The organism is Microbacterium profundi, assembly GCF_000763375.1.
Classification (GTDB): domain Bacteria; phylum Actinomycetota; class Actinomycetes; order Actinomycetales; family Microbacteriaceae; genus Microbacterium; species Microbacterium profundi.
The window spans coordinates 2,005,963-2,032,594 of record NZ_JPSY01000001.1 but is presented as its reverse complement, the minus strand read 5'-3'; the positions used below and the strand labels follow the sequence as shown (position 1 = coordinate 2,032,594).

Annotated in this window: 22 protein-coding genes, 1 tRNA gene and 1 pseudogene; 13 read left to right on the top strand and 11 right to left on the bottom strand. The window is 67.1% G+C overall.

Translation table 11 applies throughout. From position 1 onward, the window contains the following. The 3 genes and pseudogenes from JF52_RS0109690 to JF52_RS0109680 form a co-directional block, all read right to left on the bottom strand. Entirely contained in the window at positions 1 to 1,716 is a 1,716-nt protein-coding gene (locus JF52_RS0109690; RefSeq protein ID WP_084595735.1) for an MFS transporter, read from the bottom strand. A gap of 149 nt (positions 1,717 to 1,865) precedes the next feature. Then, complete coding sequence (locus JF52_RS0109685) at positions 1,866 to 2,255, bottom strand: YidH family protein (protein ID WP_033105969.1); 390 nt, start codon at positions 2,253 to 2,255, stop codon at positions 1,866 to 1,868. After that, a pseudogene (locus JF52_RS0109680) lies at positions 2,252 to 2,701 on the bottom strand (formylglycine-generating enzyme family protein); the annotation flags it as partial. The gene JF52_RS0109685 and the pseudogene JF52_RS0109680, both read right to left, overlap by 4 nt. Positions 2,702 to 2,843: 142 nt before the next feature. On the opposite strand from JF52_RS0109680, the gene JF52_RS0109675 reads away from it, so the two are divergent. Continuing rightward, a complete protein-coding gene (locus JF52_RS0109675; RefSeq protein ID WP_033105968.1) occupies positions 2,844 to 4,163 on the top strand; it encodes a VCBS repeat domain-containing M23 family metallopeptidase in 1,320 nt (439 codons plus the stop codon). On the opposite strand, the gene JF52_RS0109670 is transcribed toward JF52_RS0109675, so the two are convergent. Together JF52_RS0109670 and fdhD are read right to left on the bottom strand one after the other, a co-directional pair. Beyond that, positions 4,108 to 6,483: an FdhF/YdeP family oxidoreductase gene (locus JF52_RS0109670; protein ID WP_033105967.1), complete on the bottom strand. Its 2,376-nt coding sequence runs from the start codon at positions 6,481 to 6,483 to the stop codon at positions 4,108 to 4,110. The two genes, JF52_RS0109675 and JF52_RS0109670, sit on opposite strands and share 56 nt — an antisense overlap. Then, positions 6,467 to 7,360 (bottom strand): formate dehydrogenase accessory sulfurtransferase FdhD, encoded by an 894-nt coding sequence (gene fdhD / locus JF52_RS0109665; protein ID WP_033105966.1) that lies wholly within the window; start codon positions 7,358 to 7,360, stop codon positions 6,467 to 6,469. Before fdhD ends, JF52_RS0109670 begins: the two co-directional genes overlap by 17 nt. Before the next feature lie 50 nt (positions 7,361 to 7,410). Between fdhD and JF52_RS0109660 the strand changes: the two genes are divergently transcribed. The 6 genes from JF52_RS0109660 to JF52_RS0109635 all read left to right on the top strand — a co-directional run bounded on the left by JF52_RS0109660 (position 7,411) and on the right by JF52_RS0109635 (position 12,085). Continuing rightward, positions 7,411 to 8,613, top strand: coding sequence for a molybdopterin molybdotransferase MoeA (locus JF52_RS0109660; RefSeq protein WP_033105965.1), 1,203 nt, complete (start codon positions 7,411 to 7,413; stop codon positions 8,611 to 8,613). Next, positions 8,610 to 9,224: a molybdenum cofactor guanylyltransferase gene (mobA, locus tag JF52_RS0109655; protein WP_234001281.1), complete on the top strand. Its 615-nt coding sequence runs from the start codon at positions 8,610 to 8,612 to the stop codon at positions 9,222 to 9,224. Before JF52_RS0109660 ends, mobA begins: the two co-directional genes overlap by 4 nt. Next, positions 9,217 to 9,477 carry a DUF6457 domain-containing protein gene (locus tag JF52_RS0109650; protein ID WP_033105964.1) on the top strand — a complete coding sequence of 87 codons (261 nt, stop codon included), beginning with the start codon at positions 9,217 to 9,219 and terminating at the stop codon, positions 9,475 to 9,477. Before mobA ends, JF52_RS0109650 begins: the two co-directional genes overlap by 8 nt. 98 nt (positions 9,478 to 9,575) lie before the next feature. After that, positions 9,576 to 10,802, top strand: a complete 1,227-nt coding sequence (gene fdhA / locus JF52_RS0109645) for a formaldehyde dehydrogenase, glutathione-independent (RefSeq protein ID WP_033105963.1) — start codon at positions 9,576 to 9,578, stop codon at positions 10,800 to 10,802. Beyond that, complete coding sequence (locus JF52_RS0109640; RefSeq protein WP_033105962.1) at positions 10,799 to 11,200, top strand: GlcG/HbpS family heme-binding protein; 402 nt, start codon at positions 10,799 to 10,801, stop codon at positions 11,198 to 11,200. Before fdhA ends, JF52_RS0109640 begins: the two co-directional genes overlap by 4 nt. Before the next feature lie 57 nt (positions 11,201 to 11,257). Beyond that, positions 11,258 to 12,085: a helix-turn-helix transcriptional regulator gene (locus tag JF52_RS0109635; protein WP_033105961.1), complete on the top strand. Its 828-nt coding sequence runs from the start codon at positions 11,258 to 11,260 to the stop codon at positions 12,083 to 12,085. A 43-nt stretch (positions 12,086 to 12,128) separates the two neighbouring features. Here JF52_RS0109635 and JF52_RS0109630 read toward each other — a convergent pair whose 3' ends face one another. Continuing rightward, the gene (locus JF52_RS0109630; RefSeq protein WP_052166868.1) at positions 12,129 to 13,130 is read right to left on the bottom strand and encodes a GlxA family transcriptional regulator; all 1,002 of its coding nucleotides are present in this window, start codon (positions 13,128 to 13,130) and stop codon (positions 12,129 to 12,131) included. A gap of 75 nt (positions 13,131 to 13,205) precedes the next feature. On the opposite strand from JF52_RS0109630, the gene JF52_RS0109625 reads away from it, so the two are divergent. The 4 genes from JF52_RS0109625 to JF52_RS0109610 all read left to right on the top strand — a co-directional run bounded on the left by JF52_RS0109625 (position 13,206) and on the right by JF52_RS0109610 (position 17,618). Beyond that, complete coding sequence (locus JF52_RS0109625; protein ID WP_033105960.1) at positions 13,206 to 13,838, top strand: isochorismatase family protein; 633 nt, start codon at positions 13,206 to 13,208, stop codon at positions 13,836 to 13,838. 155 nt (positions 13,839 to 13,993) lie between these two features. Beyond that, positions 13,994 to 15,022, top strand: coding sequence for an iron ABC transporter substrate-binding protein (locus JF52_RS0109620; RefSeq protein WP_033105959.1), 1,029 nt, complete (start codon positions 13,994 to 13,996; stop codon positions 15,020 to 15,022). Positions 15,023 to 15,099: 77 nt separating this feature from the next. After that, positions 15,100 to 16,575: an ABC transporter permease gene (locus JF52_RS0109615; protein ID WP_033105958.1), complete on the top strand. Its 1,476-nt coding sequence runs from the start codon at positions 15,100 to 15,102 to the stop codon at positions 16,573 to 16,575. Beyond that, positions 16,572 to 17,618, top strand: a complete 1,047-nt coding sequence (locus JF52_RS0109610) for an ABC transporter ATP-binding protein (protein WP_033105957.1) — start codon at positions 16,572 to 16,574, stop codon at positions 17,616 to 17,618. Before JF52_RS0109615 ends, JF52_RS0109610 begins: the two co-directional genes overlap by 4 nt. A 30-nt stretch (positions 17,619 to 17,648) precedes the next feature. On the opposite strand, the gene JF52_RS0109605 is transcribed toward JF52_RS0109610, so the two are convergent. Together JF52_RS0109605 and JF52_RS0109600 are read right to left on the bottom strand one after the other, a co-directional pair. After that, positions 17,649 to 20,264, bottom strand: a complete 2,616-nt coding sequence (locus JF52_RS0109605; protein ID WP_033106547.1) for an AMP-binding protein — start codon at positions 20,262 to 20,264, stop codon at positions 17,649 to 17,651. Positions 20,265 to 20,740: 476 nt separating this feature from the next. After that, the gene (locus JF52_RS0109600) at positions 20,741 to 22,006 is read right to left on the bottom strand and encodes an IS1096 element passenger TnpR family protein (protein WP_033105956.1); all 1,266 of its coding nucleotides are present in this window, start codon (positions 22,004 to 22,006) and stop codon (positions 20,741 to 20,743) included. 93 nt (positions 22,007 to 22,099) lie between these two features. Between JF52_RS0109600 and JF52_RS0109595 the strand changes: the two genes are divergently transcribed. Further along, positions 22,100 to 22,669 carry a type IV toxin-antitoxin system AbiEi family antitoxin domain-containing protein gene (locus JF52_RS0109595; protein ID WP_033105955.1) on the top strand — a complete coding sequence of 190 codons (570 nt, stop codon included), beginning with the start codon at positions 22,100 to 22,102 and terminating at the stop codon, positions 22,667 to 22,669. Then, positions 22,656 to 23,597: a nucleotidyl transferase AbiEii/AbiGii toxin family protein gene (locus JF52_RS0109590; RefSeq protein ID WP_033105954.1), complete on the top strand. Its 942-nt coding sequence runs from the start codon at positions 22,656 to 22,658 to the stop codon at positions 23,595 to 23,597. Before JF52_RS0109595 ends, JF52_RS0109590 begins: the two co-directional genes overlap by 14 nt. Before the next feature lie 560 nt (positions 23,598 to 24,157). Here JF52_RS0109590 and JF52_RS0109585 read toward each other — a convergent pair. The 3 genes from JF52_RS0109585 to JF52_RS0109575 form a co-directional block, all read right to left on the bottom strand. Then, positions 24,158 to 24,967 carry a hypothetical protein gene (locus JF52_RS0109585; protein WP_052166960.1) on the bottom strand — a complete coding sequence of 270 codons (810 nt, stop codon included), beginning with the start codon at positions 24,965 to 24,967 and terminating at the stop codon, positions 24,158 to 24,160. Beyond that, positions 24,964 to 25,539, bottom strand: coding sequence for a hypothetical protein (locus JF52_RS17265; RefSeq protein ID WP_033105952.1), 576 nt, complete (start codon positions 25,537 to 25,539; stop codon positions 24,964 to 24,966). The genes JF52_RS0109585 and JF52_RS17265 overlap by 4 nt, the downstream gene beginning before the upstream one ends. A 932-nt stretch (positions 25,540 to 26,471) precedes the next feature. Then, positions 26,472 to 26,561, bottom strand: a tRNA-Ser gene (locus tag JF52_RS0109575). Between the last annotated feature and the right edge of the window lie 71 nt (positions 26,562 to 26,632).

Here is a 26,632-nt window from a genome sequence, read left to right as displayed (position 1 = left end):
TCAGCGCCCGCTCTCGCGATCTTCACGCTCGAGCACGGTCACCGAGCCCGTGGTCGGCGAAGCCGAATCCGCCGCACCGATGCGGATGGTGCCGGTGGACGTCGTCGCTCCCACTTCGGCCTCTGCGAACTCGATCGCCGATTCCTCGGCCTGATCGCGCAGCTGCTCGGCGGCGTTCTTCGTCGACAGCGGCTTGTTCTTGATGAACGCGATCGCGATGATCGACAGCACGGCGAGCGGGATGGCGATGATGAAGGCTTCGGCGATGCCATGGCCGTAGGCGGACTCGACGATGGTGCGGATCGTCTCGGGCATTTCAGACATGTTGGGGACGTCGCCGGATGCGAGGTGCTTCAACGCCTCGATCTCGTCCGGGGTCGTGGGTGTGAACCCCTTCAGCCCGCTCGCGATGTAGGTGCCGACGCTCGTCGAGAGCACGGAACCCATGATCGTCACGCCGATGGTTCCGGCGATCGTACGGAAGAAGTTGACGTTCGACGAGGCTGCGCCCAGCTGCGTGGGAGGCGTGTCGTTCTGCACGATCAACGTGAGGTTCTGCATGACCATGCCGAGGCCTGCGCCGAGCACGAACATGTAGATCGCGACGAGCGGGAACGGCGTGTCATAACGGAGCGTGGCCATCAGGGTGACGCCGATGGCCGCGAGCACCGAGCCCGTGATCATCCACCCCTTCCACTTGCCGAACCGGCTCACCAACTGGCCGATGATGATCGAAGCGCCCATCTGGCCGATGATCATCGGGATCGCCATGAGGCCCGACTCGGTCGGCGTGGCGCCACGTGCGAGCTGGAAGTACTGCGCGAGGAAGACCGACGTGGCGAACATCGAGACGCCGATGGCGATCGATGCGATGACCGACAACGTGAACGTGCGGTTGCGGAACAGCGACATCGGCACGATCGGTTCCTTCACGAAGAACTCGACCGCGATGAATCCGAGGATGGTGACGCCGCCGATGACGGCGAGCATCACGCTCGTCGACGAATCCCACTCGAACTGGCTGCCACCCATCGACACCCAGATGAGAAGAGTCGAGACGCCGACCGCGAGCAGCACGATGCCGAAGTAGTCGATCGACACCTTCGTGCCCCGCTGAGGCTTGGGCAGGTGCAGCGTGAACTGCAGGAGGATCAGTGCCACGATCGCGAACGGGACGCCGACGAAGAAGTTGGCGCGCCATCCGAGAGTGTCGGTGATGAGACCGCCGAGAAGCGGTCCGCCGATCGTGCCGAGCGCCATGATGCCGCCGACCACGCCCATGTACTTGCCGCGCTCGCGAGGCGAGATGATGAGGGCGACGGCGATCATGACGAGCGACATCAGGCCACCGACGCCGATGCCCTGGATGACGCGCACCGCGATGAGCATGTTGGTGTCGGTCGAGAAACCGGCGATCACCGTGCCTACCGTGAAGAGGATGAGTGAGACCTGCACGAGGATCTTGCGATCCATGAGGTCGGCGAGCTTGCCCCAGATGGGCGTGGAGACCGCAGTGGCCAGCAGACTCGCGGTGATGACCCAGGTGTACTGGGACTGGGTGCCGCCGAGGTCGGCGATGATGACCGGCAGCGACGTCGACACGATGGTGCCGGACAGCACGGCCACGAACATACCGACGATGAGGCCGGAGATCGCGGTGAAGACCTCGCGCGCTGAGCGCTTGGTCTCCGGTGCGGAGGAAGTGTGGGAAGTCAAAGTGTGTGCTCCTGCGTAAGAAAGTTGATCTGGATCAACGATAAACGCATAGTTGCCTCAAGTCAACTGTAGCGTGAAGTCAACTAATCGGTCAGCGGGAACGGATGCCGACGGCATCCGCACCCGTTCAGCAGTCGCCGCTCGACCGCTCAGGAGTTGAGCGCGGTCACGATCACGACCGCGAGCGAGACCAGACCGATGGCGAACGCGATCACGGCAAGAATCGCGATCATCGAGGCGCCGGGAAGCACCCCACGATCGCCGTCACGAGCGAGCACGAGGTTCACGCCGCGATACCGGTGACGGGCGGAGATCCAGAGCATGGCCGCGAGTACCAGCCCGGCGACGCCGCCGAACGCCCACGCCGGATGACCGAACGCCACCGGGAGCAGACGCAGAGCGATGAGCGAGCCTGCGCCGAGGGCGAGTGAGGTGCGCCGCCAGGCGAGTTCGGTGCGCTCATTCGCGAGCGTGAAGCGCGCGTCCGGCTCAGCACCCTGGCCGTACACCGATGCGGGAAAGCGCCCGCGGCCGCTCACAGTGCCACCGTCCGGAATCCTGCGTTGCCCATCGACGAGTCCGGGGTGTTCTGCGAACGCGCCGAGTTGCGATAGCGGTTGCAGTACGAGATGTGGCACAGGTAACTGCCGCCGCGCAGCACCCTGGCGTCGCCACCGGCAGGACCGGTCGGGTCGGATGCCGGCGAGGAGAGGTAGTACGAGGCGTCGAAGCGGTCGGCGCACCACTCCCATACGTTGCCGACGGGTTGCCACAATCCGTAGCCGTTGGGAGTGAAGGTGCGCACCGGAGCCGTCGTCGCCCAGCCGTCCTCCTCGGTGTTGCGCATCGGGAACTCACCCTGGAAGATGTTCGCGCGCCAGCCTCCGGCATCCACCTCGTCGTCGCCCCACGGGTATTTCGCGCTCTCGATGCCCCCGCGCGCGGCGTACTCCCATTCGGCCTCGGTCGGCAGCCGTCGACCAGCCGCCGTCTCGATGCTACCCACGCTGCGGCGGCGCGCCGACTCGCGCGAGCTTTCCACAACGCGGCCGAGCGCCTCTGCGCTGATACTGTGACGTCGGTGGACGCTGTGTCCCTGGGGCCGGCCGAGCTGGAGAGAACTCGACATGAAGCGAATGTCACGGTGGCATCTGGCGCGGTTCGCGATGCTGGCCGCGGTCGCGGTGCTCATCGGGACGATCGCGCCTTCTCTCACGTCAGGCGCGCCCGCGACGGCTGCCACGGACGGCCAGATGGTGTACCCGGCATCGGGCACCATCCAGTCCAAGGTGGGCGACGGATGCCGCTCGGATTATCGCAATCATGACGGCATCGACATCTCGGGCCAGGGCGGCACGCCCGTCATCGCCGCCTACGACGGAGTCATAAAGACCCGCACCTGGAGCAACGGCTACGGCAACTACGTCGACATCCAGCATGCTTCCGGGTATGTCACCCGGTACGCCCACATGGTCGCGCCGGGGTCTGTCGCACCGGGCACGCAGGTCGTGCGTGGCCAGCAGATCGGCATCGTCGGCAGCAGCGGCAACTCGACGGGCGCGCATCTTCATTTCGAGGTGTGGCGGAACGGATCCGTGTACTCCTCGATCAACCAGGGCTTCGTCTGCCTGTCCGCCGTCGCACGGGGCGGCAAGATCCCGCTGGTCCTCCCCGGACTCGGCACTGCCGCGCCCGCACCGGTGATGTCGGGCGACTACAACGGCGATGGGAAGGCCGATCTCCTCGGCGTCGCCGCAGACAGCGACCTTCAGTTCCTCGCGGGCACGGGCAGCGGCTTCCTCAAGGGATCCGTCGTCACCAGCGCATGGGGAATCCACCGGCACCTGACGCGCACGGATCTCAACGGCGACGGCCGCTCCGACATGCTCGTCGCCCGCAGCGACGGAGTGCTCGAGTACTACGCGGGGAACACCAGCGGCGGATTCGGCGCCTACGGCACGCCAGGTTCGGGGTGGTACGGCATGCTGCACGTGACATCCGGCGCCGATTTCACCGGCGACGGCCAACAAGATGTTCTCGGCGCCTCAGCGAACGGCGTTCTCACGATCTATCGAGGAGACGGCACCGGCGCCCTCCCCGGACCGCATACGGTCGTCGGAAACGGATGGAACACGATCCGCTACATGGTCGGCGGCGAGTTCAATGGCGATCGGCTCGGCGACATCATCGCCGTCGGGAACGATGGCAACCTCTACTTCTACCCCGGGCTCGGCGGCCGGTTCGGCACCAGAGTCGCGGTCGGCAGCGGTTGGGGCGCTATGACGGCGCTCACCGGCGGCGTCGACTACAACGGCGACCGGAAGGCCGACCTGATCGCGCGCACCTCGACGGGCGAGCTCTATCTGTATCCGGGCGACGGCACAGGTCGATTCAATGCACGGATCCTCGTCGGCTCCGGCTGGGGCGGGTACCTCCAGATCGAGTGACGCGCACCTGGATGCTCTTCATGAGCGGCTGATCGCTCTGCGCGCTGTAGTCGGCATTGCCGACCAGTACGTTCATCTCGGGCATGTAGCCGGCTGCGCTTCCGCGAGGGGTGTCGTACGCGACCGCGCGGTACTGCCGCAGTTCGCGTTGCGTACCGTCCTTCGACGTCGAGACGATGTCGACCAGGTCGCCCTGCCAGATGCGACGATCGCGCATGTCGTCCTCGTGCATGAAGATGAGCTCGCGCAGGTTCTTCACCCCGCGGTACCGGTCGTTGTTGCTGTAGATCGTGGTGTTCCACTGGTCGTGCGAGCGCATGGTCTGCAGCACCAGCATGTCGTCTGAGGCGGGCCTCACGTCGTGCAGCGCGGGAGCGGAGAAGTCGGCCTTACCTGAGGCCGTGCGGAAATCGAGCTCTCGCGCCGGCTGAGGGATGCGGAACCCGTTCGGCTGACGCACGAGCTCGTTGAAACCCTCGAATCCGGGCAGCACCTTCGCCATCACGTCGCGGATGCGGTCGTAGTCGTCCGCATACCCTTCCCAGTCGGTCGCGCTGTCGGGCATGCTCGCCCGCGCCATCCGAGCGATGATGTCGGGCTCCGACAGCAGGTGCTCGGAGGCGGGCTTCTTCTTCCCGACCGACAGGTGCACCATGCTCATCGCGTCTTCGACCGTCTGCCCCTGGAGCACGCCGGCCTGCTCGTCGCGTTCGGTGCGCCCGAGGCACGGGAGGATGAGGGCCTTCTCACCGTGCACGATGTGACTGCGGTTCAGTTTCGTGCTCACCTGAACCGTCAGCCGGCATCCGCTCAGCGCCTCTGCGGTGTAGTGCGTGTCGGGCGCGGCCAGCACGAAGTTGCCGCCGAGACTCACGAACACCTTCACGGCGCCTTCGTGCATCTTGTGGATGCTGGCGACGGTGTCCAGCCCCGGCTCACGCGGCGAGGTGATCCCAAAAACCTCGTCGAGCTTGTCCAGCAGCCAGGCCGGCGAATGGTGGTTGATGCCGCAGGTGCGGTTGCCCTGCACGTTGCTGTGCCCGCGCACGGGTGCAGGCCCCGCACCCGGCCGGCCGATGTTGCCGCGCAGCAGCAGCACGTTCATGAACTCGCGGACCATGTCGACCGCGTGCTCCTGCTGGCTGATACCGAGGCACCAGCTGATGATCGCCTTGCCGGATGCGAGGTAGAGGGCCCCGGCTGCGCGGAGCTGCGCCTCGGTGAGCCCGGACTGCTGCACCAGCTCCGGCCACGGCGTCGCCTCCACGACCGCGCGGTACTCCTCAATGCCGTTGGTGTACTGCGCGATGAACTCGGTGTCGAGCGCTCCTGGGTCGACTTCGGCCGCCTCGAACACGACCTTCGCGATGGCGCGCATCAGCGCCATGTCGCCGCCGGGGCGCACCTGCAGGTCGAGGGTTCCGGTCTCGTGCGTCTTGAACAGCGCCATGTCGACGAAGTCGTGCGGCACGATCGTGCGCCTGGACGCAGCCTCGATCAGCGGATTGACATGCACCACCTGCGCACCGTTCTTCACCGCATCCGACAGCGCCGTCAGCATGCGCGGTGCATTCGAGGCAGCGTTCACGCCGAGCAGGAACAGCACATCGGTCTGCTCCCAGTCTTCGACGGTCGTCGTCCCTTTGCCCGACCCGATCGACGCTGTGAGCGCACGGCCGGATGCCTCGTGGCACATGTTCGAGCAGTCCGGCATGTTGTTCGTGCCGTACTCGCGGATCATCAGCTGGTACAGGAAGGATGCCTCGTTGCTGAGCCGTCCAGAGGTGTAGAACGTCGCCTCATCCGGACTGTCCAGCCCCCGCAGCTCCTCACCGATGAGCGCGAACGCGTCGTCCCAGCTGATCGGCGCATAGCGGTCGGTCTCCGGGTCGTAGACCATCGGCTCGGTCAGCCGTCCCGCGTTCTCCAGCTCGAAGTCGGTCCAGGTGGAAAGCTCGCTCACGGTGTGCTTCAAGAAGAAACCACTGCCCACGCGCTTGTGCGTCATCTCCCACGTGACGTGCTTCATACCGTTCTCGCAGATGTCGAGCTTCAAGCCCTTCTGATCGTCCGGCCACGCGCATCCGGGGCAGTCGAAGCCCTTGATCGGGTGGTTCATCGTGAACATCGCCAGCGCCCCGCTCACCGGACGCTTCGATTCCAGTAGCACCTCGCCGACCGACAGCGCCGCTCCCCAGCCGGCCGCGGCGTGCTCGTAGTCCTCCTGCGACCACGGCTTCGTCGTCACCGGACCGTATCCGCCCTGCCTCGGCTCGGACGACATCAGCCCGAAAGCGACGCCGCTATCGAGAGTGGTCATGAGCTGCTCCTTCCGTCACGAGTGCATCTTCGGATGCCGCCTGCTCCACCCGCACGCGATGCGGATGCGAATACACGTTCATGCTCCGGCCCCGGAGGAATCCCACCAGTGTCAGACCCGACTTCTCGGCGAGCTCGGCGGCGAGCGACGAAGGTGCGGAAACAGCGGCGAGAACAGGGATGCCCGCCATCACGGCCTTCTGCACGAGCTCGAAGCTGGCCCGGCCCGACACCTGCAGCGCGGCTCCGCGCAGAGGCAGCCGGTCATTCAGCAGCGCCCAGCCGACCACCTTGTCGACGGCATTGTGCCGGCCGACGTCTTCACGCAGCACGAGGAGTTCGCCGGTCGCCGCATCGAACAGCGCAGCCGCGTGCAGTCCGCCGGTCTTCTCGAAGACGTCCTGCTTCTCACGCAGCCGTACCGGGTACGTGACGAGATCCGCGGCATCGACGACCACGTCGTCGCCTGCGACGTCGTAGCGGGAGACGGTCTCCACCGCGTCGATGCTGGCCTTTCCGCACACACCGCAGGCACTGGTCGTGTAGAACGCCCGAGCGACGTCGGGCGCGGGCGGCGGCACGCCGGGAGCGAGCGTGACATCGAGCACGTTGTACGTGTTCTCGACCCCGCCGGTACCAGGACCTCCGCAGTGGATCGCGGAGTGGAACTCCGCGCCGGAGCCGATCACGCCCTCCGAGACGAGGAAGCCGGCGGCGAGTTCGACATCAGCGCCGGGGGTGCGCATCGTGACGGCCAGCGGGGTGCCGCCGACGCGGATCTCGAGCGGTTCCTCTACTGCGAGCGTGTCGATGCGACGACTCGTACCGTCGTCCAGTGCGATCCTCATCACCGACCGCCGTGTCGTGATCCGGCCCATGCTTCCGAGCGTACCCCCGCCCGTGCATCCGAGCGCTAGCGTGGGTCTCGATGATCACGATCGACGAGCACCGCGCGCGCATCCTCCACGCCGCCGGCCGCCTGCCCGCAATGGAGAGCGCCCTCACAGATGCGCGGGGCCTGGTGCTCGCAGCCGACGTGGTCAGCCGCTGGCCCACACCGCTCTTCGACAACTCGGCGATGGACGGCTACGCCGTCCGCGCGGCGGATGCCGTGGCCGGCGCAACGTTGCGGATCGTCGCCGACGTGGCTGCCGGGTCGGACGAGGATCCCATGCTCGGGGAGGGCGACGCAGCGCGCATCATGACGGGGGCCGCGATCCCTTCCGACGCGGATGCGGTCGTGCCACTGGAGCACACGGATCTGGGCACCGCGATCCGTGCCGTGGCGCCCGAGCAGATCACGATGCTCGTCGCGCCGGAACGCGGCGCGCACATCCGCCGCCGCGGCGAGGATGCGCCGAGCGGGGCGCTGGCCGTGGCATCCGGAACACCACTGGGCCCGTGGCAGCTCTCCGCCATCGCCTCGGCGGGATTCGAGCAGGTGGCTGTACACCCCGCCGCCCGAGTCGCGATCATCTCGACGGGCAGCGAGCTCATCGCACCATCCGGTACGCCCGCGCGCGGGCAGATCCCCGAGTCGAACTCCGTGCTGCTGAGTTCGGCAGTGCGGGATGCGGGCGCCGTTGTCACCAGCATCCGCATCGCCTCGGACGATCCCGCCGCTCTTCGGCATGCGCTCGACGAGGTGGATGCCGACGTCGTCATCCTCTCGGGCGGGGCGAGTGTCGGGGCCTTCGACGTCGTCAAGGCGGTTCTCGGCGGTGAGCACGGTGTGCACTTCGATCAGGTCGCGATGCAGCCGGGCAGGCCTCAGGGTTTCGGCGTGCTCGATTCGGGGCTGATCGCGTTCTGCCTTCCGGGGAATCCGGTGAGCGTTGCCGCATCATTCGAGATGTTCGTGCGCCCCGCACTGCGGCAGTTGGCCGGGTTCACCGTCGTCGACCGGCCTCGCGTTGTTCGCGCGGCCGGATCTGCGTGGGCCAGTCCCAAGGGGCGAGTCCAGATCCTTCCTGTGGTCTTCGACGAGCGGACGGTGCGGCCCGCGGCACGGGGCGGGAGCAGTTCCCACCTGGTGACCTCGCTCGCCGCCGCCACCGCGTTCGCCATCGTCCCCGCAGAGACCGCACGCGTGGAAGCGGGAGACGCCGTGACGGTGCTGGTCTTGTCATGAACGACGGTGCTGGTCTTGTCATGAACGTGCCTGCCACTGCGGCGCTCGTGCTGGCCGGTGGGCGGTCGTCTCGGCTGGACGGCGTGGCGAAGGCGACGGTCGAGGTCGACGGCATCCCGCTGATCGAGCACGTGTACGCCGCGGTCCGCGCGTGCACACCGATCGTCGCAGTCGGACCGGATGAAATCGGTCGCCCCGGCATCCGCGTCGTGCGCGAGGACCCTCCGTTCGGTGGGCCGGCAGCGGCGGTCGCTGCGGGTGTCATGGCACTCGATGGTTCGGATGCCGCTGAGACGTGGCTGCTCGCCTGCGATCTCCCCCGCGCGGGAGAGCTCGTCGCTCGACTCGCGAAGGTGCCGATCCCGGCCGGTTCCGACGCCGTCGTCGCCGTGGATGCCGATGGTCGGATGCAGTGGCTCGCCGGCCGCTACCGCGTCTCCGCCTTGAGCGGAGCCGTCGCGCAGCATCCGGAAACCGTCGGAATGTCGATGCGCAAGCTCTTCGAAGGTCTGCGCCTGCACCCGGTCGACGACGATGGCACCGCTGTCGACCTTGATACCTGGGCGGCCATCGAGGACTATCGAAGCACGCGAAAGGACGACCATGTCTGATGCACCCGAAGACCTCGATGCCTGGGTCACGGCGCTCGCCGAGTCGCTCGGGCTCCCTGCCGACCGGCATCCGGTCGGTCTCCTGCTCGACCTCACCCGCGATGCCGCGCACGGGGTCGTGCGCCCGGCCGGACCGTTGACGACGTATCTCGTCGGCCTCGCCGTTGCGCAGGGGATGACGGTCGAGGATGCCGTCGCACGCACCCGCGCGACGATCGACGAGTGGAAAGCGGACGAGTCTCGACCTACCTGATCGGGTAGGGGTAAACGGTTCGAGAGTAGGTATCGTCCTCGGCGCGACTGGGACAGTCTGGAGGTGCGGAGATCCTCCGCCTACGAGGAAGGACGAAGATGTCTGGAAACAGAGCGGTCGCCTACGAGGGCCCCGGCGTCGTGAAGGTGATCGACACCGACTACCCCGACTTCGAGCTTCATGACGGACCGGGAGTGAATCCCGCGAACGTCGGCCGGAAGATCCCGCACGGCGTCATCCTCCGCACGGTCGCGACCAATATCTGCGGGTCGGATCAGCACATGGTGCGCGGGCGCACGACGGCTCCCGAGGGACTCGTGCTCGGCCATGAGATCACCGGAGAGGTCGTCGAGGCCGGTCCGGACGTCGAGTTCATCAAGGTCGGCGACATCGTTTCCGTGCCCTTCAACATCTCATGCGGACGCTGTCGCAACTGCAAGGAGGGCAAGACCGGCATCTGCCTGAACGTGAACCCCGATCGACCGGGCAGCGCATACGGCTATGTCGACATGGGCGGCTGGGTCGGCGGCCAGGCCGAGTACGTTCTCGTGCCCTATGCGGACTGGAACCTGCTGGTCTTCCCCGACCGCGGCCAGGCGCTCGAGAAGATCCTCGATCTGACGATGCTGTCCGACATCTTTCCCACCGGCTTCCACGGCGCTGTCACTGCCGGAGTCGGCGTGGGCTCGACCGTCTATATCGCCGGCGCAGGGCCTGTCGGTCTCGCGGCGGCGGTCGGCGCGCAGCTGCTGGGTGCTGCCGTCGTGGTCGTCGGTGACATGAACGAGGATCGCCTCGCCCAGGCTCGCAGCTTCGGTTGCGAGACCATCAATGTCGGCGAGGGTTCGGTGCCCGACCAGCTCGATCAGCTTCTGGGTGTGCCCGAGGTGGATGCTGCGGTCGACGCCGTCGGCTTCGAGGCGCGCAGCGAGGGCCACGGGGCGAAGGCCAAGGAGGCCCCGGCGACCGTGCTCAACTCGCTCATGGATGTGACGGGAGCGGGCGGCGCCATCGGCATCCCCGGCCTGTACGTGACGGGAGATCCCGGCGCGGTCGACGAGGCAGCCAAGGTCGGATCGCTGTCGATCAGTCTCGGCACCGGCTGGGCGAAGTCGCTGTCCTTCACCACCGGACAGTGCCCGGTCATGAAGTACAACCGGCAGCTCATGATGGCGATCCTGCACGACAAGGCGCATATCGCCGCCGCGGTCAACGCCAAGGCGATCACGCTGGACGAGGCGCCGCAGGGCTACGCCGAGTTCGATGCGGGCGCCGCCACGAAGTACGTCCTGAACCCCAACGGATACATCAAGGAGCAATCATGACCACCGTCAACCTCGAAGACGCACGTCGCGTCATCGCCGCCGCCGAGAAGAAGGCCACCGAGATCGGCCAGCCCATGAACATCGCCGTCGTCGATTCCGGCGGCAATCTCGTCGCACACGTGCGGCAGGACGGCGCCTGGATCGGCAGCGTCAACATCTCGATCAACAAGGCCTGGACCTCGAAGGCCTTCGACATCTCGACGAAGGACCTGGGCGACAACTCGCAGCCCACGCAGCAGTTCTTCGGCATCCAGAACACGAACGGCGGCAAGGTCGCGATCTTCGCCGGCGGCATCCCACTCGTGCGCGATGGCGTGGTCGTCGGCGCCGTCGGCGTCAGCGGCGGCTCGGGTGAGCAGGACCACTCGGTCGCCGAAGCAGGAGTGGCAGCGCTCTGAGCATTTGCGAGAGCTCCCCGCCCGGACGGGTGGGGAGCTCTCGGGTAGGTTGGCGTCATGGACAGCGAAGATGCTTCCCCCGGAACACGCAGACTCCTGGTCGATCTTGACCGCACGGTCGCGGACCAGGCCGATCGCCACGCGCTGGAGCTCGAATCTCTGCTGGCGATCCTCAGGTCGCCGCGGCTCGATGACCGCTCGGCGAGATCGTCAGCGATCGACACAGCGGCGTCGGCGCTGGTGCGGCTGAGGACCGAAGCAGACGAACAGCGCAGTTCGATACTCGAACCGGTCGTCGGGGCGTTCGCGCGGTTGCGCAGCGACCTGCGCCCGTTGGAGCGGTTCGGTTCACTCGAGATCCAGTTCGTCGAACCGCCGGCCACCGGAAGGGCGCTGCCCAGCGAGGTGGCCCATGCCGCGCGGGCGATCGTGCGCAACACGATCCTCGGGCTGGTCGACGGGGGTGAGGTGAACCGCGTCCGCGTGCAGTGGGACTGCGACGGACTGAATCTGCTCGTCAGCATCCGGGACGACGGGAGCGGCAACCTGAGCGTGCACGATGAATCGCTGCGTCCGATCGCCGAGCGCGTCACCTCACTCGACGGCGTGCTGAGCGTCGATGCGACGCCGGGGTGGGGCTCATCGGTGGATGTCCGCCTCCCTCTGGATCCCCGTTCCGACACCAAACCGCTCGCAGCTGGAGCCCTGCTGACCGTGCGCGAGCACGACGTGCTGCGCCTCGTCACCGCCGGAGAGCGCAACCAGGCGATCGCCAGCCAACTCGGGATCAGCGCCAACACGGTCAAGTTCCACGTGTCGAATCTGCTGCGCAAGATCGGGGCCAGCACGCGGGCCGAACTGACCGCGCTGGCGCTGGCGCGTTAAGCCCTCCGGTTCCACCCGATCGCCACGAGAATCCTCGTGGCGATCAGACTGCGGAGCCGACCCTGCGCCGGGCATCGAAGCGGCGTCGGTACTCGGACGGCGTCGTGGCGTACGCGGCATGGAAGTTCTGCCGCAGAGTCACCGGACTGGCGAAGCCGCACCTTGATGCGATGGCATCGATGCCGAGATCGGTGAGCTCCAGCAGCCGTCGCGCCTCGTCCAGTCGACGCTCTCGCAACCAGGCCGCAGGTGTGTTGCCGGTGTTCTCCTTGAAAGCCCGGATGAAGCTGCGCAGACTCATCCGGGCAGCACGCGCCATGTCCACGACATCGATCCGCTCGTCGAGATGCTGCGTGGCCCAGTCGAGGGCCTCGGATATCGGGCTCAGCGAGTTCACCTGCGGAACCGGCCGGTCGATGTACTGCGCCTGGCCGCCACTGCGGTGGGGCGCGACGACGAGGTTGCGCGCCACCTGATTCGCGGCATCCGATCCGAGACGCGAACGGACGAGATGCAGGCATGCGTCGATGGCTGCGGCCGTGCCGGCAGACGTCATGACATCACCGTGATCGATGTACAGCACGGTGCGATCGACATCGGTCCCAGGGTGCCGGGAACTGAACTGGTTCAGCGAACGCCAGTGGGTCACGGCCGGCCGGGAATCGAGCAGACCACTGTCCGCGACAGGGAACGCACCGAGACAGAGCCCCGCGACCGATGCGCCATTGCCGTGCGCATGCTGCAGCAGTTCGGCGAGCTGTGCACTCGGAGCCCTCAGGTCGCTGTGCCAGGAGGCGATGACGATCACGTCCGCGCCGAGCGCATCCTCGAGGCCATGGATCCCGCCGATCCGATATCCCTCGTCGGTGGTGATGTCCGCACCCAGTTCGTTGAACAGGATCGTGTCCCACACCGCCAGGTGCTGGCGGGTCACTTCGCCGAACACCATCGGCGGGACGGAGAGATGGAACATCGTCGCACCGTCGAAGGCGTAGACCGCGATCCGCAACTCAGGCTTTGGCGTGAATTCATCGTCAGTATGCATACGTGCCAATTGTGCCACGGGTTCGAGTGAGGGAATCTGGATGACAAGACCCGCTCACACCCCAGGAGAATCATCATGCCCGCTCCACGCCGCGCCCTCATCGTCATCGACCCCCAGCAGGAGTACTTCACCGGACTCCTGCGCATCCAGCATCCGCCGCGCGAGGAGTCGATCCAGCGCATCGCCGACACGATCGACGCCGCGGAACGCGTCGGGATCCCGGTGGTCATGGTGCAGCACACGGCAGGAGACGACGCACCGGTGTTCAATCCGACGAAGCCGGAGTTCCGTCTGCACTCGTCGCTCGAAGGCCGCGACTCGACCGGGTGGAAGATGATCGTCAAGCAGTACAGCTCAGTCTTTCCCGGCACCGGCCTGCGCGAGTGGCTCGTCGAGAATCAGGTCGACACGATCACCCTCGTCGGATACATGACGAACAACTGCGTACTCGCCACGGCTGCCGACGCCGAGACCCGCGAACTCACGGTCGAGGTCATCTCCGATGCGACCGGAGCCATCGACATCGCCAACGAAGCGGGATCGGCCAGCGCGGAGACGGTGCACACGACGCTGATGGCACTGCTGAACTCGAGCTGGGCTGCCGTCGCGCCCACCGACGCCTGGGTCGAAGCCCTCGAGACGGGCGCCGTTCTTCGCCGGGGGAACCTGCCCGAATCCGCCGCCGAGGGCGCCTCCGCTCACGCCTGACGTCCGCTCGCAATGGCTCGCACTCGCCGGTGTGCTGAGTGTGGATGCCACGCCGGGGTGGGTTTGTGCGACTACGTGACGACTCCGAACTCAGCGGCGGGCTGCGTCTGCCTTAGGATTGCCTCACCTCTATTCCTGATCGAAGGACTGTCCCTATGCCTGTGCCTGTCCGCCACGCCTCTCTGGCTGTCCTCGCCGGGTCGGCTCTGCTCCTCTCCGGATGCGCCGGCGATGCGTCGGAGGAAGGGGGCGGTGGTGACGCGCTCGTGGTGTACAACGCCCAGCACGAAGAGCTCACCCAGGAGTGGGCGGAGGCGTTCACGGAGGAAACCGGCATCGAGGTCGTCCTCCGAAACGGCGACGACAGTGAGCTGGGCAACCAGCTCGTGCAGGAGGGTGCCGCGTCCAAGGCCGACGTCTTCCTCACCGAGAACTCGCCCGCGATGTCGCTCGTCGAGGAAGCGGGCCTGTTCGCCCCCGTCGACGAGAAGACTCTGGCACTCGTGCCGGAGGCCTATCGCCCGGCATCAGGAGACTGGACAGGGATCGCCGCCCGATCGACCGTGCTGGTCTATAACCCCGATCTCATCTCCGAAGCCAAGCTGCCCGCTTCTCTCCTCGACCTCGCAGAACCCGAGTGGGAAGGACGCTGGGGGGCCGCCCCCGCAAAGGCCGACTTCCAGGCCATCGTCTCGGCGGTGCTCGAGACGCAGGGCGAGGAGGGCGCGAGCGCCTGGCTCGAGGGCATGGCCCAGAACGCGACCGAGTACCGCAACAACATCGTCACGATGAAGGCGGTCAACGCGGGCGAAGTCCCGGTCGGCATCATCTACCACTATTACTGGTACCGCGATCAGGATGCCGCGGCGGAGGACAGCGGCAACACCAAGCTGCACTATTTCGGCAACCAGGACCCAGGCGCCTTCGTCAGCGTGTCGGGCGGCGGCGTCCTCAACAATGCCCAGCACCCCGCGGAAGCACAGCAGTTCCTCGCCTTCATCGCCGGTGAACAGGGCCAGAAGATCCTCGGCGAGGGCTACAGCTTCGAGTACCCCGTCGCGTCCGGCATCCCGGCGAAAGCCGAGCTGCCGCCGCTCGAGAGCCTGAACGCGCCCGTGATCGATCCGTCGACGCTCAACGGCCCCCGGGTCATCGATCTCATGACGGAAGCCGGACTCCTCTGAGCGCACGCGCGACCCTGCCACCGGTCGCCACACCCCCTCGGCGTCGCGCTCCCGGCGGTCTCGTCGCGCTCGTCGCCGTGCTGACGGCCGGCGCACTCGTCCCGGTGGGCTACGTCGTGCACGCCGCGATCGCGATGGGATGGACAGAACTCGCGACCCTCGTCATCCGCCCCAAGGTCGGAGAGCTACTCGTCAACACGGCGCTCCTCGCCGTGATCGGCGTGCCGGCCGCCGTCGTGCTCGGTGTGGGTGCCGCGTGGCTCGTCGAGCGCACCGCGCTGCCCGCGCGCCGGGTGTTCGCGGTCGCGTTCGCTGCACCGCTCGCGATCCCCGCTTTCGTGGCGAGCTACGGGTGGGCCAGCGCCATCCCGTCGATCAACGGGCTCTGGGGTGGTCTGCTCGTCGCCGTGCTCGCGTACTTCCCCCTCGTCTACCTTCCGGCGATGGCGGCTATCCGCGGCCTCGATCCGGCGCTCGAAGAGTCTGCGCGCGCTCTCGGCCTCGGTTCCTGGATGGTCTTCATCCGCGTCGTGCTGCCGCAGCTGCGCCTCGCGATTCTCGGCGGCGCGCTCATCGTCGCGCTGCACCTTCTCTCCGAGTACGGCGCCTTCGCCTTCCTCCGGTTCGACACCTTCACCACCGCCATCGTCGTGGCCTATCAGGCGACCTTCGCGGGCCCGAACGCCGCCGCACTCGGGATCGTGCTGGTCGTGTTGTGCCTCGTGCTGCTCGGCGCCGAGTCCCTCGCCCGCGGTCGCTCCCGCTATGCGCGAGTGGGCGGCGGCGCGCCACATCCGCCGGCCTTGCTGCCTCTGGGCAGAGCGGCATGGGTCGCGATCACGGCTTCGATCGCTCTGCTCGCGGCGGCGATCCTCGTTCCGCTCGCGAGCGTCGTGCGCTGGCTGCTCCGAGCCGATGCCGCCGAGTTCGGCGCTCTCGCCTCGGCCACGGCGCAGACATCCGGCCTCGCCGTCGCCGGGGCGCTGTGCGCGGTTCTCGTCGCGCTCCCGATCGCATGGCTGTCCGTGCGCCACGCCGGCCGGCTCTCCCGCGCACTCGAGGGCGCGGCGTACCTGGCGAGCAGCCTGCCGGCGATCATCGTCGCCCTCGCCCTCGTCGGCACGACCCTCGCGATCGCGCCCGCCCTGTATCAGACGGTCTTCACGGTGATCGCGGCCTACGTCGTGATCTTCCTTCCGCGCGCGCTCGTGCCTCTGCGAGCCGGCCTGGCTCAGGTTCCCGAGTCGCTCGAGGAGGCCGCCCGGTCTCTCGGCATCGCGCCGCTGCCGGCACGACTTCGCGTGACGCTCCCGCTTCTGCTCCCCTCGATCGGCGCCGGTGCCGCCCTCGTCGCCCTCGGCGCAGCGAACGAACTGACCGCCACGCTGCTGCTCGCGCCCACCGGCACTCGCACGGTCGCGACGAGCTTCTGGTCTGCGGCATCCTCGCTCGACTACCCCGCCGCCGCGCCCTACGCGCTGGTGCTGGTGCTGCTCTCGATTCCCGCCGTCGCCCTGATGTTCGCCCACGCAACCGGACGGAGTCTCCGATGACGCTTCACCTCAGCGGGATATCCAAGGCATTCGACGGCACCGACGTACTGCGCGACGTCGCGCTCGACGTGGCCGACTCCACGCGGCTGGCGCTGGTCGGCTCCTCCGGAAGCGGCAAGAGCACGCTGCTGCGCCTGATCGCCGGGTTCGAGCGGCCGGACGCCGGCACGATCTCGCTGGACGGCCGCGAACTCTCAGGACCTCGTTCGGCGGTGCCGGCGCACCGCAGAGGCATCGGCTATGTCGCGCAGGACGGCGCCCTGTTCCCGCATCTCTCAGTGGCGCGCAACATCGCGTTCGGCCTGCCTCGCTCCGATCGGACCGGCGCTCGGGTGCAAGAGCTGATGGAGCTCGCCTCGCTGGATCCGGCTCTCACCGCCCGCATGCCGCATGAGCTCTCCGGCGGGCAGCAGCAGCGGGTCGCGCTGGCGCGGGCCCTCGCTCAGCGACCCGGTGTGATCCTGCTGGACGAGCCGTTCAGCGCGCTGGACACAGGCCTTCGGGCCCACACCCGCAGCGCCGTGATCGACGTGCTCGAGCGTAGCGGCGTGACGGCGGTGCTCGTCACGCACGACCAGGAGGAGGCGCTCTCCTTCGGCCAACAGGTCGGCGTGCTCGCCGGCGGGACCCTGGTGCAGGCGGGCGAGCCCTCCGCAGTCTTCGATGCACCGATCGACACGGCCGTGGCGGCGTTCCTCGGCGAGGTCGTCGTGGTGGCGGCGGAGCGCGCGGGAGATGCCGTCGACTGCGCCTTCGGACGCCTCCCTGTGCGGCACGACCTCAGCCACGGCGCTGACCGGTTCGTCGCCATGCTGCGTCCGGATCAGTTGCGCGTCGATCCGGCGACGGACGGCGATGCCCGTGTGCTCGATATCCGCACGACCGGAGCGGTGGCGGAGCTGACGCTGAGACTGGGCGCCGTCGAGGTGACCCATCGGGTGCCCGGACGGGCAGCCGCACGATTCACGGTCGGCAGCCGGGCGCACGTGGTCGTCGACGGTGGCGCCGTGCTGTATCCCGTGGGCTCTCCGCGGGAGGGCTAGCGCGGCTCCGGCATCAGATCGACCGGTCGATCAGGCCACACGCATCCGCGTGATCCGGCTGCTCGCGAACGCATACGCGCGCCACGCGGCGATGCCGACGGCGAGCGAGAGGAGCGTGCCGAGCCACGGCGCGCTCTGCTCGAACGGCGGGTACACCTGCCAGTGCGTGAGATAGATGAACATCGAGGCCCCGGCGAGCGTGGCGACCGCAGACACGAGCAGACGCGGCATCCGGATCGTCGGCAGCCAGACGAGGATCAGGATCCCGATCGCGACGATACCCTCGCGCAGGGGGTCGCCGAAGAACCCGAAGGTGCTCGCGACGGCGATAGCGGACACCAGCCAGCGGCGTCCCACGGTATCTGCGCGAGCGACCAGCCAGCCCAGAGCGATGAGCCAGACCACCACGGGCGCGGCGTAGCGCTCCACGTGCTCGGCGTGCAGCCCGGCGATCGCGAAGCGGACGGCGAGAGCGATCGCCAGGCCCGTGATCGCGAACCCGAACGGCGCACGTCGCTCGAGTCGGTCGATGAACCGCACGGCGAACAGTGCTGCGAGCCCGACCAGGCTCCAGATCGCCGCCTCGAGGAACCAGAACTGCCACTGCTCGTTCCACCGTCCGTCGCCGGGGACGAGGTTGTTCACGAGAAGGGCGGTCGTCGGACGGTACTGCCCCGAGACAAGCGCCACGGCGGCGATCCAGAGCACCGCCGGCACCGCGATCTGCAGGGCGCTGCGGCACAGCCGGTGAACCCGCGTCGACCCCGGCACAGGTGCCAGCTGAAAACGCGCCAGGTTGTACCCGGCCACCGCGAGCAGCAGGTGGGCACCGCCCTTCAGCATGAACAGGTCGGCATGCGTGCCGACGATCAGCACGATCGCGAGCGCCCGGAGCACGGCCGGCGTCTCCATTCGCACCAGGCGCCGCGTGAACCGCGCCTGCCTGGTCGGCTTCCCTGTGGTCGGGTTCCCGGACGGTGTGGGAGCATCGCCGGGCGGCGCCGCCAGAGCAGCGAGCTCGCGCACCGTGAGCGCCGGCCAGTCGCGCGGGAGCACGCCGAGCAGCGATTCGAGCCGCAGCGACACCTCGATGTAGCTGAGCGAGTCGCCGCCGAGCCCGGAGAAGGAGTCGTCGAGTCCGACATCGGGTCGAGCAAGCAGCGCCGCGAACAGCTCACGCACTCCGTCAGGCGTCGGCCTGCTCCGGGGCCGCGGTCCGGATGCCGCGGCCGACTCGGCCACCGAGCGATCCTGCAGCTCGGCGAATGCCACGAGCGCTGCGCTGTCCGGCTTCCCGCTCGACGTTCGAGGGAACTCACTCACGGCGTACGCACCGATCACGTGGGCGGGGATGCCGAGAAGGGCGGCGGCGCGCTCTCGCGCGCTCTCAGCCGTGCGCTCCGATGTCGAGAACAGCAGCAGTCGTTCGCCGGCGCTCGCGGCGCGCGCGACGATCCCCTCCTCGGCGAGGAGGTGCTCGACGCGATCCAGATCGAGACGGAGGCCGAAGACTTTCACGAAGCGGTTCATCCGGCCGACGATCTCGTAGAGTCCATCGTCGCGAAGACGGGCGACGTCGCCCGTGCGCAGCTCATGCACCGTGCGTCCGAGTACGAATTCCTCCGGTGCCTCGGCGTAGCCGAGCATCACGTTCGGCCCCTCGTAGACCAGCTCTCCCGTGCTTCCGGGCTCGGCATCCGCTCCGTCGCCGGAGTCGATGCGGAAGGAGCCGCCCGGGATGGGGATGCCGATCGCACCTGCCGAGGACTCGGCGAGCTGTGGCGGGAGATAGGCCATGCGGGCGGTCGCCTCGGTCTGGCCGTACATGACGAAGAAGTCGAACCCGCGCTCCTCGCCGAGGCGGGCGAGGCGTCGAACAGCCTCGGGCGCGAGCCGGCCGCCTGCCTGCGTGAGGTAGCGGAGGCTGGGCAGGGATCGCTCCGAGAATCCGCCTGCTTCGAGGAGCTCGAAAGTGTAGGGCACGCCGGCGAACGAGGTGATCCGGTGCGCGGCAGCCTCCGACCAGAACGCCTCGCCGGAGACCGAGCGCTCGGTGAGCAGCAGGCTCGCGCCGGCGAGCAGGTGGCTGTTCACGACGGAGAGCCCATAGCAGTATTGCAGGGGGAGGGTCGTGGCCGCGCGATCGGCCGGCCCGAGGCGCAGGTACTCAGCGATAGCGGCGGCGTTGCTGCGCAGATTCTCGCTCGACAGGCGGACGAGCTTCGGCGACCCCGTAGACCCCGAGGTGCTGGCGAGCAAGGCGAGATCGGGGTGGAACCTGTGGCGGCTGCCTGGCCGAATCTCCTCGAGCGCCCGGTCGCGGGTCGAGTCGTGCGCTATGACATCCGGATCGAAGCGCGCAGCGAGGGACTCCCGATGACCGATGCTCGCCTCATCGTCGCCGCTCGCCACGAGCAGCACCGGGTGCCCTCCCTCGAGTGCGGCGAGGTAGGTGACGATCGGCTCGAGCGCGTTGGCCGCCGACATCATCACGAGGCGACGCGTCTCGCCGAGCCGGTCTCTGCGTTCGGCAACCCGGTCGGAGAGCTCGGCGTAACTCAGGCGTGCGCCGTCGACGATGAGCGCGGTTGCGTCGGGTTGACCACCGAGAAGGGAAAAACCACGAGCGAGCGGCTTCGGGAGCATGGCTGTTGATGCTTTCGGGCGGGTGAGCAGTGCCATCGGGAGTAGAGCTTCGGTGTAGTGCCTCGCAGCAACGCTCGGGGCAAAACAAGGTAAGCATAACCTAATACTGCTTCCCTCCCGAACGGCAACCTCGCCCGACGGTCGGCCGTGGGCAAAATGCCGGCAATTGCCTCTCCCGCCGCATGACGAAAGCCCCGACTTCCTCGTGTTCGCTAGGGAAGTCGGGGCCTTCGATTTGGCGGTGACGGTGGGATTTGAACCCAAAGAGGTTCGATCCTTCCCGATCCGTCTCGGTCGGACTCCCGCGGAATTCCGCCGTTTCGAGCCCTCTGGAATCTGCTCTCGATCCCGTTCAATCGGGCTCGATCGTGTTCGATTGTGGGCATTTCGTGGGCACGGATGCCGGGAGTGCCACTGGCCCGCCTGCCGCCTCCCAGTCGCGGACGGCCTGCGCAGCCCAGCACGGTTCCTCGAGTTCATTCATCGGAGGTGGCCATGCTGCGAGGCCCGCGGATGCCCTCGGCGGCGAGCACCTCACGGGCACGACCCAGTTGCCGATCGGAGGAGAAGAGGTCCCACTGCTCGGCGATGCCTTCGTCGTGGGCGAGGTCGCGGAAGCGGCGGAAGGCACCCTTGCCCTCGATCGCTTGCTCCAGTCGTTCTCGCAGAGACTGGTCGTGCTGTCGCTCGGCGAAGGCCGCCATGTCTCGCCAGCCTTCTCGTGAACCTACCCCGGCGAGGTAGATCCAACGGTCGGGTTCCTCCTCCACGTCGATCGCGGCATCCTCCCCGACCATCATCGGATCTGTCTCGTTGCCGCCGCACACCTCGCCTGTGCGAAGGTCGAGGTACGCGCCGGTCGACAGCTCAGGATCCCCTTCCAACAAGATGCTGAGCATCTCAAGATCGACCGGCAGCACCCGCCCCGGCAGGGGCTCGGCGCGCAGAGTGGCCAGCAGGTCCTCGGCCAGGATTCGATCGCCCGGTCCGCCGCGCCACGTGAGGCGGTTGATGACCGACAACGCGAGCGGCTCCGCATGTTCGTGATTGTGTTGGAGCGTCAGCAGCATCCCGGATCCCACTTGCTGCAAGGCGTCGTCGATGTCGCGTCCCGCGACCGCGGCGAGGAGGCGAGCGGCGTCCTTCGTGGCGAGAGCAGAGCGCAATTCCTGCGGGTCGAGTACCGGCACCTGCTCCAGTGCCGGCCACGCGTGCATCATCATCGGGTGCGATCGGGTCGGCCTCCTGGGCGCCGGACCGCTCACATCGTCGTCCGACCATCGCCGACCATACTGATCCGGGATGCTCCCCCAACCCCAGTACGACAGCGGAGCGGCGGGGCGGATACCCAACACCTCTAGCGGATCGACCTTCTCCGCCTCCACCACACAGCGGTGCGTCCAGCCGTCGCCGAGGTCGAAGGTGAACTGGAACTCAGCGCCCGGCTCCACGAGCCGAGCGACCTTCACTCTGGCCATGTCGATGGGCACCGTGAGCGGGCCCCCGATCGACGCCGCCAGCTCCGCGCCGGTCTCGTCGTCGGTGACCATCCGCCCGTCGGCGAGGGTGAACATAGACACATGCGACCGATCCCACCGGGCGAACGCATCATTGATCGCATTCGCGAACTGGAGGAAGGTGTGGGAGGGGCCAACGGCGAACACCCGGCCGGGCCACGGCCACAATTCAGTGCCCCGACCACCGAGCAGCTCAACCGTCACCGACAACCATGTTCGCGCCATACCTCGAGAATGTCACGAGCGATCGGCTCACCGCATCGCTCACACATCAGGGACTCGGATGTCAATACCTTCGTATTTTGCTAAGGTATTGACATGCCTGTCGTTACCAAGTTGGAGATGCTCCGCGAGATCGCGTTGGATCAGCACGGCTTTGTGACGACTGCGCAGGCCCTCACCGAAGGCGCCTCGCATCCGGAGTTGTCGACGATGGTCGCCCGAGGCCGACTGGAGCACGTGGCGCACGGTGTCTACCGGGTGCCGCAAGTCGCGGCGACCGAGTTCGACCAGTACCACCTCGCCGTGCTGTGGACGGGGGCGCCGGAGGCCTGCCTGAGCCACGACACGGCCCTCGCCGCCTGGGACATCAGCGACATCAACCCGAACCGCATCCACCTGACCGTCGGCCGCCACCGCCGCCTCCGTAGAGCAGGTGGGGAGACGTACGTCATCCACTACGAGGACCTCGATCCGTCCCAGGTCACGTGGTGGGAAGGTATTCCGATCGTGACGGTCACGACCGCGATCGATCAGGGCATCGCCTCGGGGGTGCCGACATACCTGTTGCGACAAGCCATCGAACGGGCCGGGCGCACCAGCCTGCTTCCCACGGCGGAGCGAGAACGGCTGGCCCAGCGACTGGAGGATCGCGATGGCCGAGCCTGACCGGGCGAACCTCGCTCAGGCGATGAGCGACCTCGACCCGAAGGACAGGGCTCCCGCCTCGGCTCGAATACTCAACGCATGGATCACTCAGGCACAGGGCCAGCTCGGATCGGCCGGCCCGCGACTGGGGTGGCTGGTCGCAGCCACCGTCGTCTCCGCGGCGCTGCAGCGCGCCGTGGACGATTCCGGGGCGCCGCTGTTCCTGCTCAAGGGCGGCACCATGCTGCAGTACCGACTCCCCGGAATGTCTCGCACGACCCAGGACATCGACGGCCTCACCCGTGGCGACATCGACGTGTTCCTCGCCGAGCTTGATGGTGCACTCAGCGAGCCGTGGGGGCCGCTCACACTCGTCCGTGACGACGTCGAGATCATCGACGTCCCCTACCTGGTCGTGAAGCCTCGCCGGTTCCATATCACTGTGCAATTGCGTGGGGTGACCTGGCGGCGCGTGCAGATCGAGATCGCGCCGGACGAGGGCGGCGCCGGATCCGCACCCGACACCTTCGCAGCGCCGTCCCTGGCGGGGTTCGGTCTGCCTACGCCGGACCGGATCGCAAGTCTGTCGATGAGTTATCAGATCGCGCAGAAGATCCATGCGTGCACCGACCCGCACCGTCCTCCCGTCTACATCAACGATCGCGCCCGCGATGTCGTCGACCTGCTGTTGCTACGCGACCTCGTCCGCGCCGCGGGCACTCCGTCGCCTGCGGAGATTCGCCGCGCCATCGAGGATGTCTTCGCCGCGCGCGCCGCCGAGGCGACGATCGCTGGGGTCCAGCCACGGGCCTGGCCGGCGACAGTCACCGCTCACCCGCACTGGGGAACCAGCTTCGCGAGGGCTGCCGAATCCGCCGCGGTGGACCTTACACTCACCGACGCGGTCGGACAGCTCGCCAGCTGGCTCGACGAGATCGCACAAGCCTGAACCCGATCACACACCCATGGCGGATCCGCAGTCCGGACGCCGCAAGGTCCGGGACTTCGGATTACCCATGCTCGAGCCTGCGAGAGGTCGACCTACCGTGGGTATCCGCACCACACGAACAAATGTGGGCAAACCGCCGGCACAGTCCACCGCGACGTCGTTGCCGGTCGCTCTCAATCCGTCCCGGTCGCTCTGAGTCGCCCCGAGTCGCCCGCACACGGGCAAGAACCGTGGAGAAGAAAACCCCTGACCAGGCCGTGCCCACATCCGAGAAGGAACGAGACCGAACCAAAAGGAATGAGCCGGATCGAAACCGCCAAGAGGAAGTCGATCCGGGCCAAAATGGAGGTGACGGTGGGATTTGAACCCGAATCGCTGACGCCCACTTGGATCGCGTCCAGTCCAGAACGCCGGAATTCCAAGGCTTCAGCCCTGTCCTTCCCCCTCCAAAACCTTCTTCACTCCATCTCGATCTCATACGTTCGTGGGTGAAATGGGGGAAAGCGGATCGTTCGATTCGCTTGCACAGTCGCCACGTGCGAGATCATCGTCCGGTCAACTCAGCGATCGAGCGCTTTCATCAGATCCGCAGCAAGAATGCTCACCGCGAGGCTCACCTGTTCGGGGTCACCTATGGCGTGCTCTGCCCGGCCAGCCATAGTGGACCCCGGCGCCTCCGGCCCGGACGCGAACACTCGCTCGAGCATGGATAGAGCGTCCGATGTCACGGCTTCAGAAACGACATCATTGAGCAGTACACGGAAAGTATCGACCAGATCCTCAGTGCTTATCGCGACGAGAATCCGGTAGATGTCATGCGCGTCTTTGTCGTCCCGTCGGCGTGGCGTCTCCAGTCGTTCGCTCACCTTGTGGAGCTTGGCGACGAGCAGCCCGGCTGTACCTGCGACGCGCACGTCTATTCGCCGACCGTCGTTGTCCGCAAGACCCGCGACGCTGAGAATTCCGTTATCCACGAGGGTCGCTTCCAACCCGACCGTGCGACGCATTGATCCTCGATCGTGCGGGCCGACAGTGACTCCACGCCGGCCCTTGCCCGCCACTTGGTCCGGCACCATCAAGTCAACGGGAATGCCATCGCGCGAGATCCAGGTTCCGGGATTGATGTTCGACGGGTCACGCACGAACCCAGCGACCGTCATCGCGTCCTCGATCAACGGGTTCGGCGAGAGTGACCGCGGATCGATCACGAGGTCCGCATCCGTGGTGAACTCAGCCAGCGCGACCTCGGCAGCACCTGTGCGCCGATAGATCGCCTGTGCGCCGACCAGGATGATTGATGGGAGGTGCCCACCCAGCGCCTCGAGTGCGTCCAAGAGCACGGTACGAGCGCGTACGGTTTCGATGTTCACGGAAGCCTCCATGCCGTCTCGTTCTCCGCCATCCAACGCAAAAGCTCCTCCCCCTCCTGCGGGTCACGCCCCGGCCCGTTCAGCAGATCGGCGGCGACCTGCACTGGTGCTGCCCTCCGCACACCGTCGTCGAGCACCCCCGTACCCACGAACGCCACCGAGTTGGGTTTGCGCGGCTCCAGGAGGATCACGTTCACTCCCGCATCCGTGGGGCGGAGCCCCCACGCCTCGGCGCCAAGAGGCGCATCCTCGACGTACACGAACATGGATCTGGTCGGCGCGACCGATGTCCATTCCTCGGATGCGGCCGCACCGGTCACCGCATATGAAGCCTCCGACTGCGTCAGGACACCGCGAAACGCAGCCAGTCCTCGTGGTGCGATGAATCGACTGACCACGTTCTCCGTGAGGAATGAGTAATCGCCCGCCCAGGAACGGAGCAGACGCTGCCAATCATGCACATCCCACAGACCGTCGTCGTTGCGGCCGGCGAGCCCCTCCCGGTCGAGGTACTCCAGAACCCGATAGGTCGCCCCGGTAGACGCCCCCGACGATTCGACGAGGTCGCGCACGCGCCAAGGCCGCGCAGAATCAAGCAGTGCCCGCACAACGAGGGCGGCCGGGTCACCTTTGAGCGTGCCACGTGGACGCCCCACGCCACGCCATGGATCCTTCGCTGCACCCCGATCAGCGAGAAAAACTCCTGGACTCACCGCAGAGAGCATCAGGTTTCCCGTCGCATCCACGTACGAGACCCCGGCGGTCTGCAACTGCTCCCTGACCTGGGGTGAGAGATACCGCGCAACAAGAAGCGGAATCGAACCCGACCCGGATGCACGCGTAAGAAGTTCCTGCGCCAGCACCTGTGCTTGCCGACTGACCAACGCCCCTTGCTTAGCTTCGATCTCGACACGCACTTCACGCCCGTCCGCCGCCGAGATCACAAACGCCGCATCCGCGCCCGCAGCTCCCCCGCCAGGTTCAGAGGCATGCCAGCCCGACGGAAGCCGATCTCGGATCAATCCGACAGCACGACGAACGAGCTGAGCCTGTGAGGCCGGTACTTGATCGGGCATGTCACACTTCTTTTCGGTATATCCCGCTGTTCCGTTGTTAACGGAATCGTGCAGTTACCCGAACATCATATCGCGAGACAGCGCCCATGCAACGGGGCGCGTCGACACGCGAGTCGTGATCGACTGACTGGCGCGCGTCGCGATCTCCGATAGCGAGCGATAGGCCCACCCCCGAGCGGGAGATCACTACTGACTGTGAGGCAGCTACCCACCGTCACCACGCGTCGAGGTGCACTGTGTCCGGCCCGGCAGTAGCCACGTCGTCCGCGGAATCACGCGGGCCTGAGGCACCGCTCGCTCGCCCGCGCGCATCACCGACGCCCCACACTCGAGCCGGATCCCAGTCTGAATCTCAAACAGAATGTGGGCAAACTGTGCGACCTTCGCGGCGCAGACATGGAAAAACCCCTGATAAACAGGGGTTTTTCTGGCGGTGACGGTGGGATTTGAACCCACGGTAGGGGTGAACCTACACAACATTTCGAGTGTTGCACCTTCGGCCGCTCGGACACGTCACCGCGGAAGAGTTTACGCGACGACGGGCTGCGGCGCGAATCGGCGCGTTCAGGGCACGAGACCGAGTCTGCGG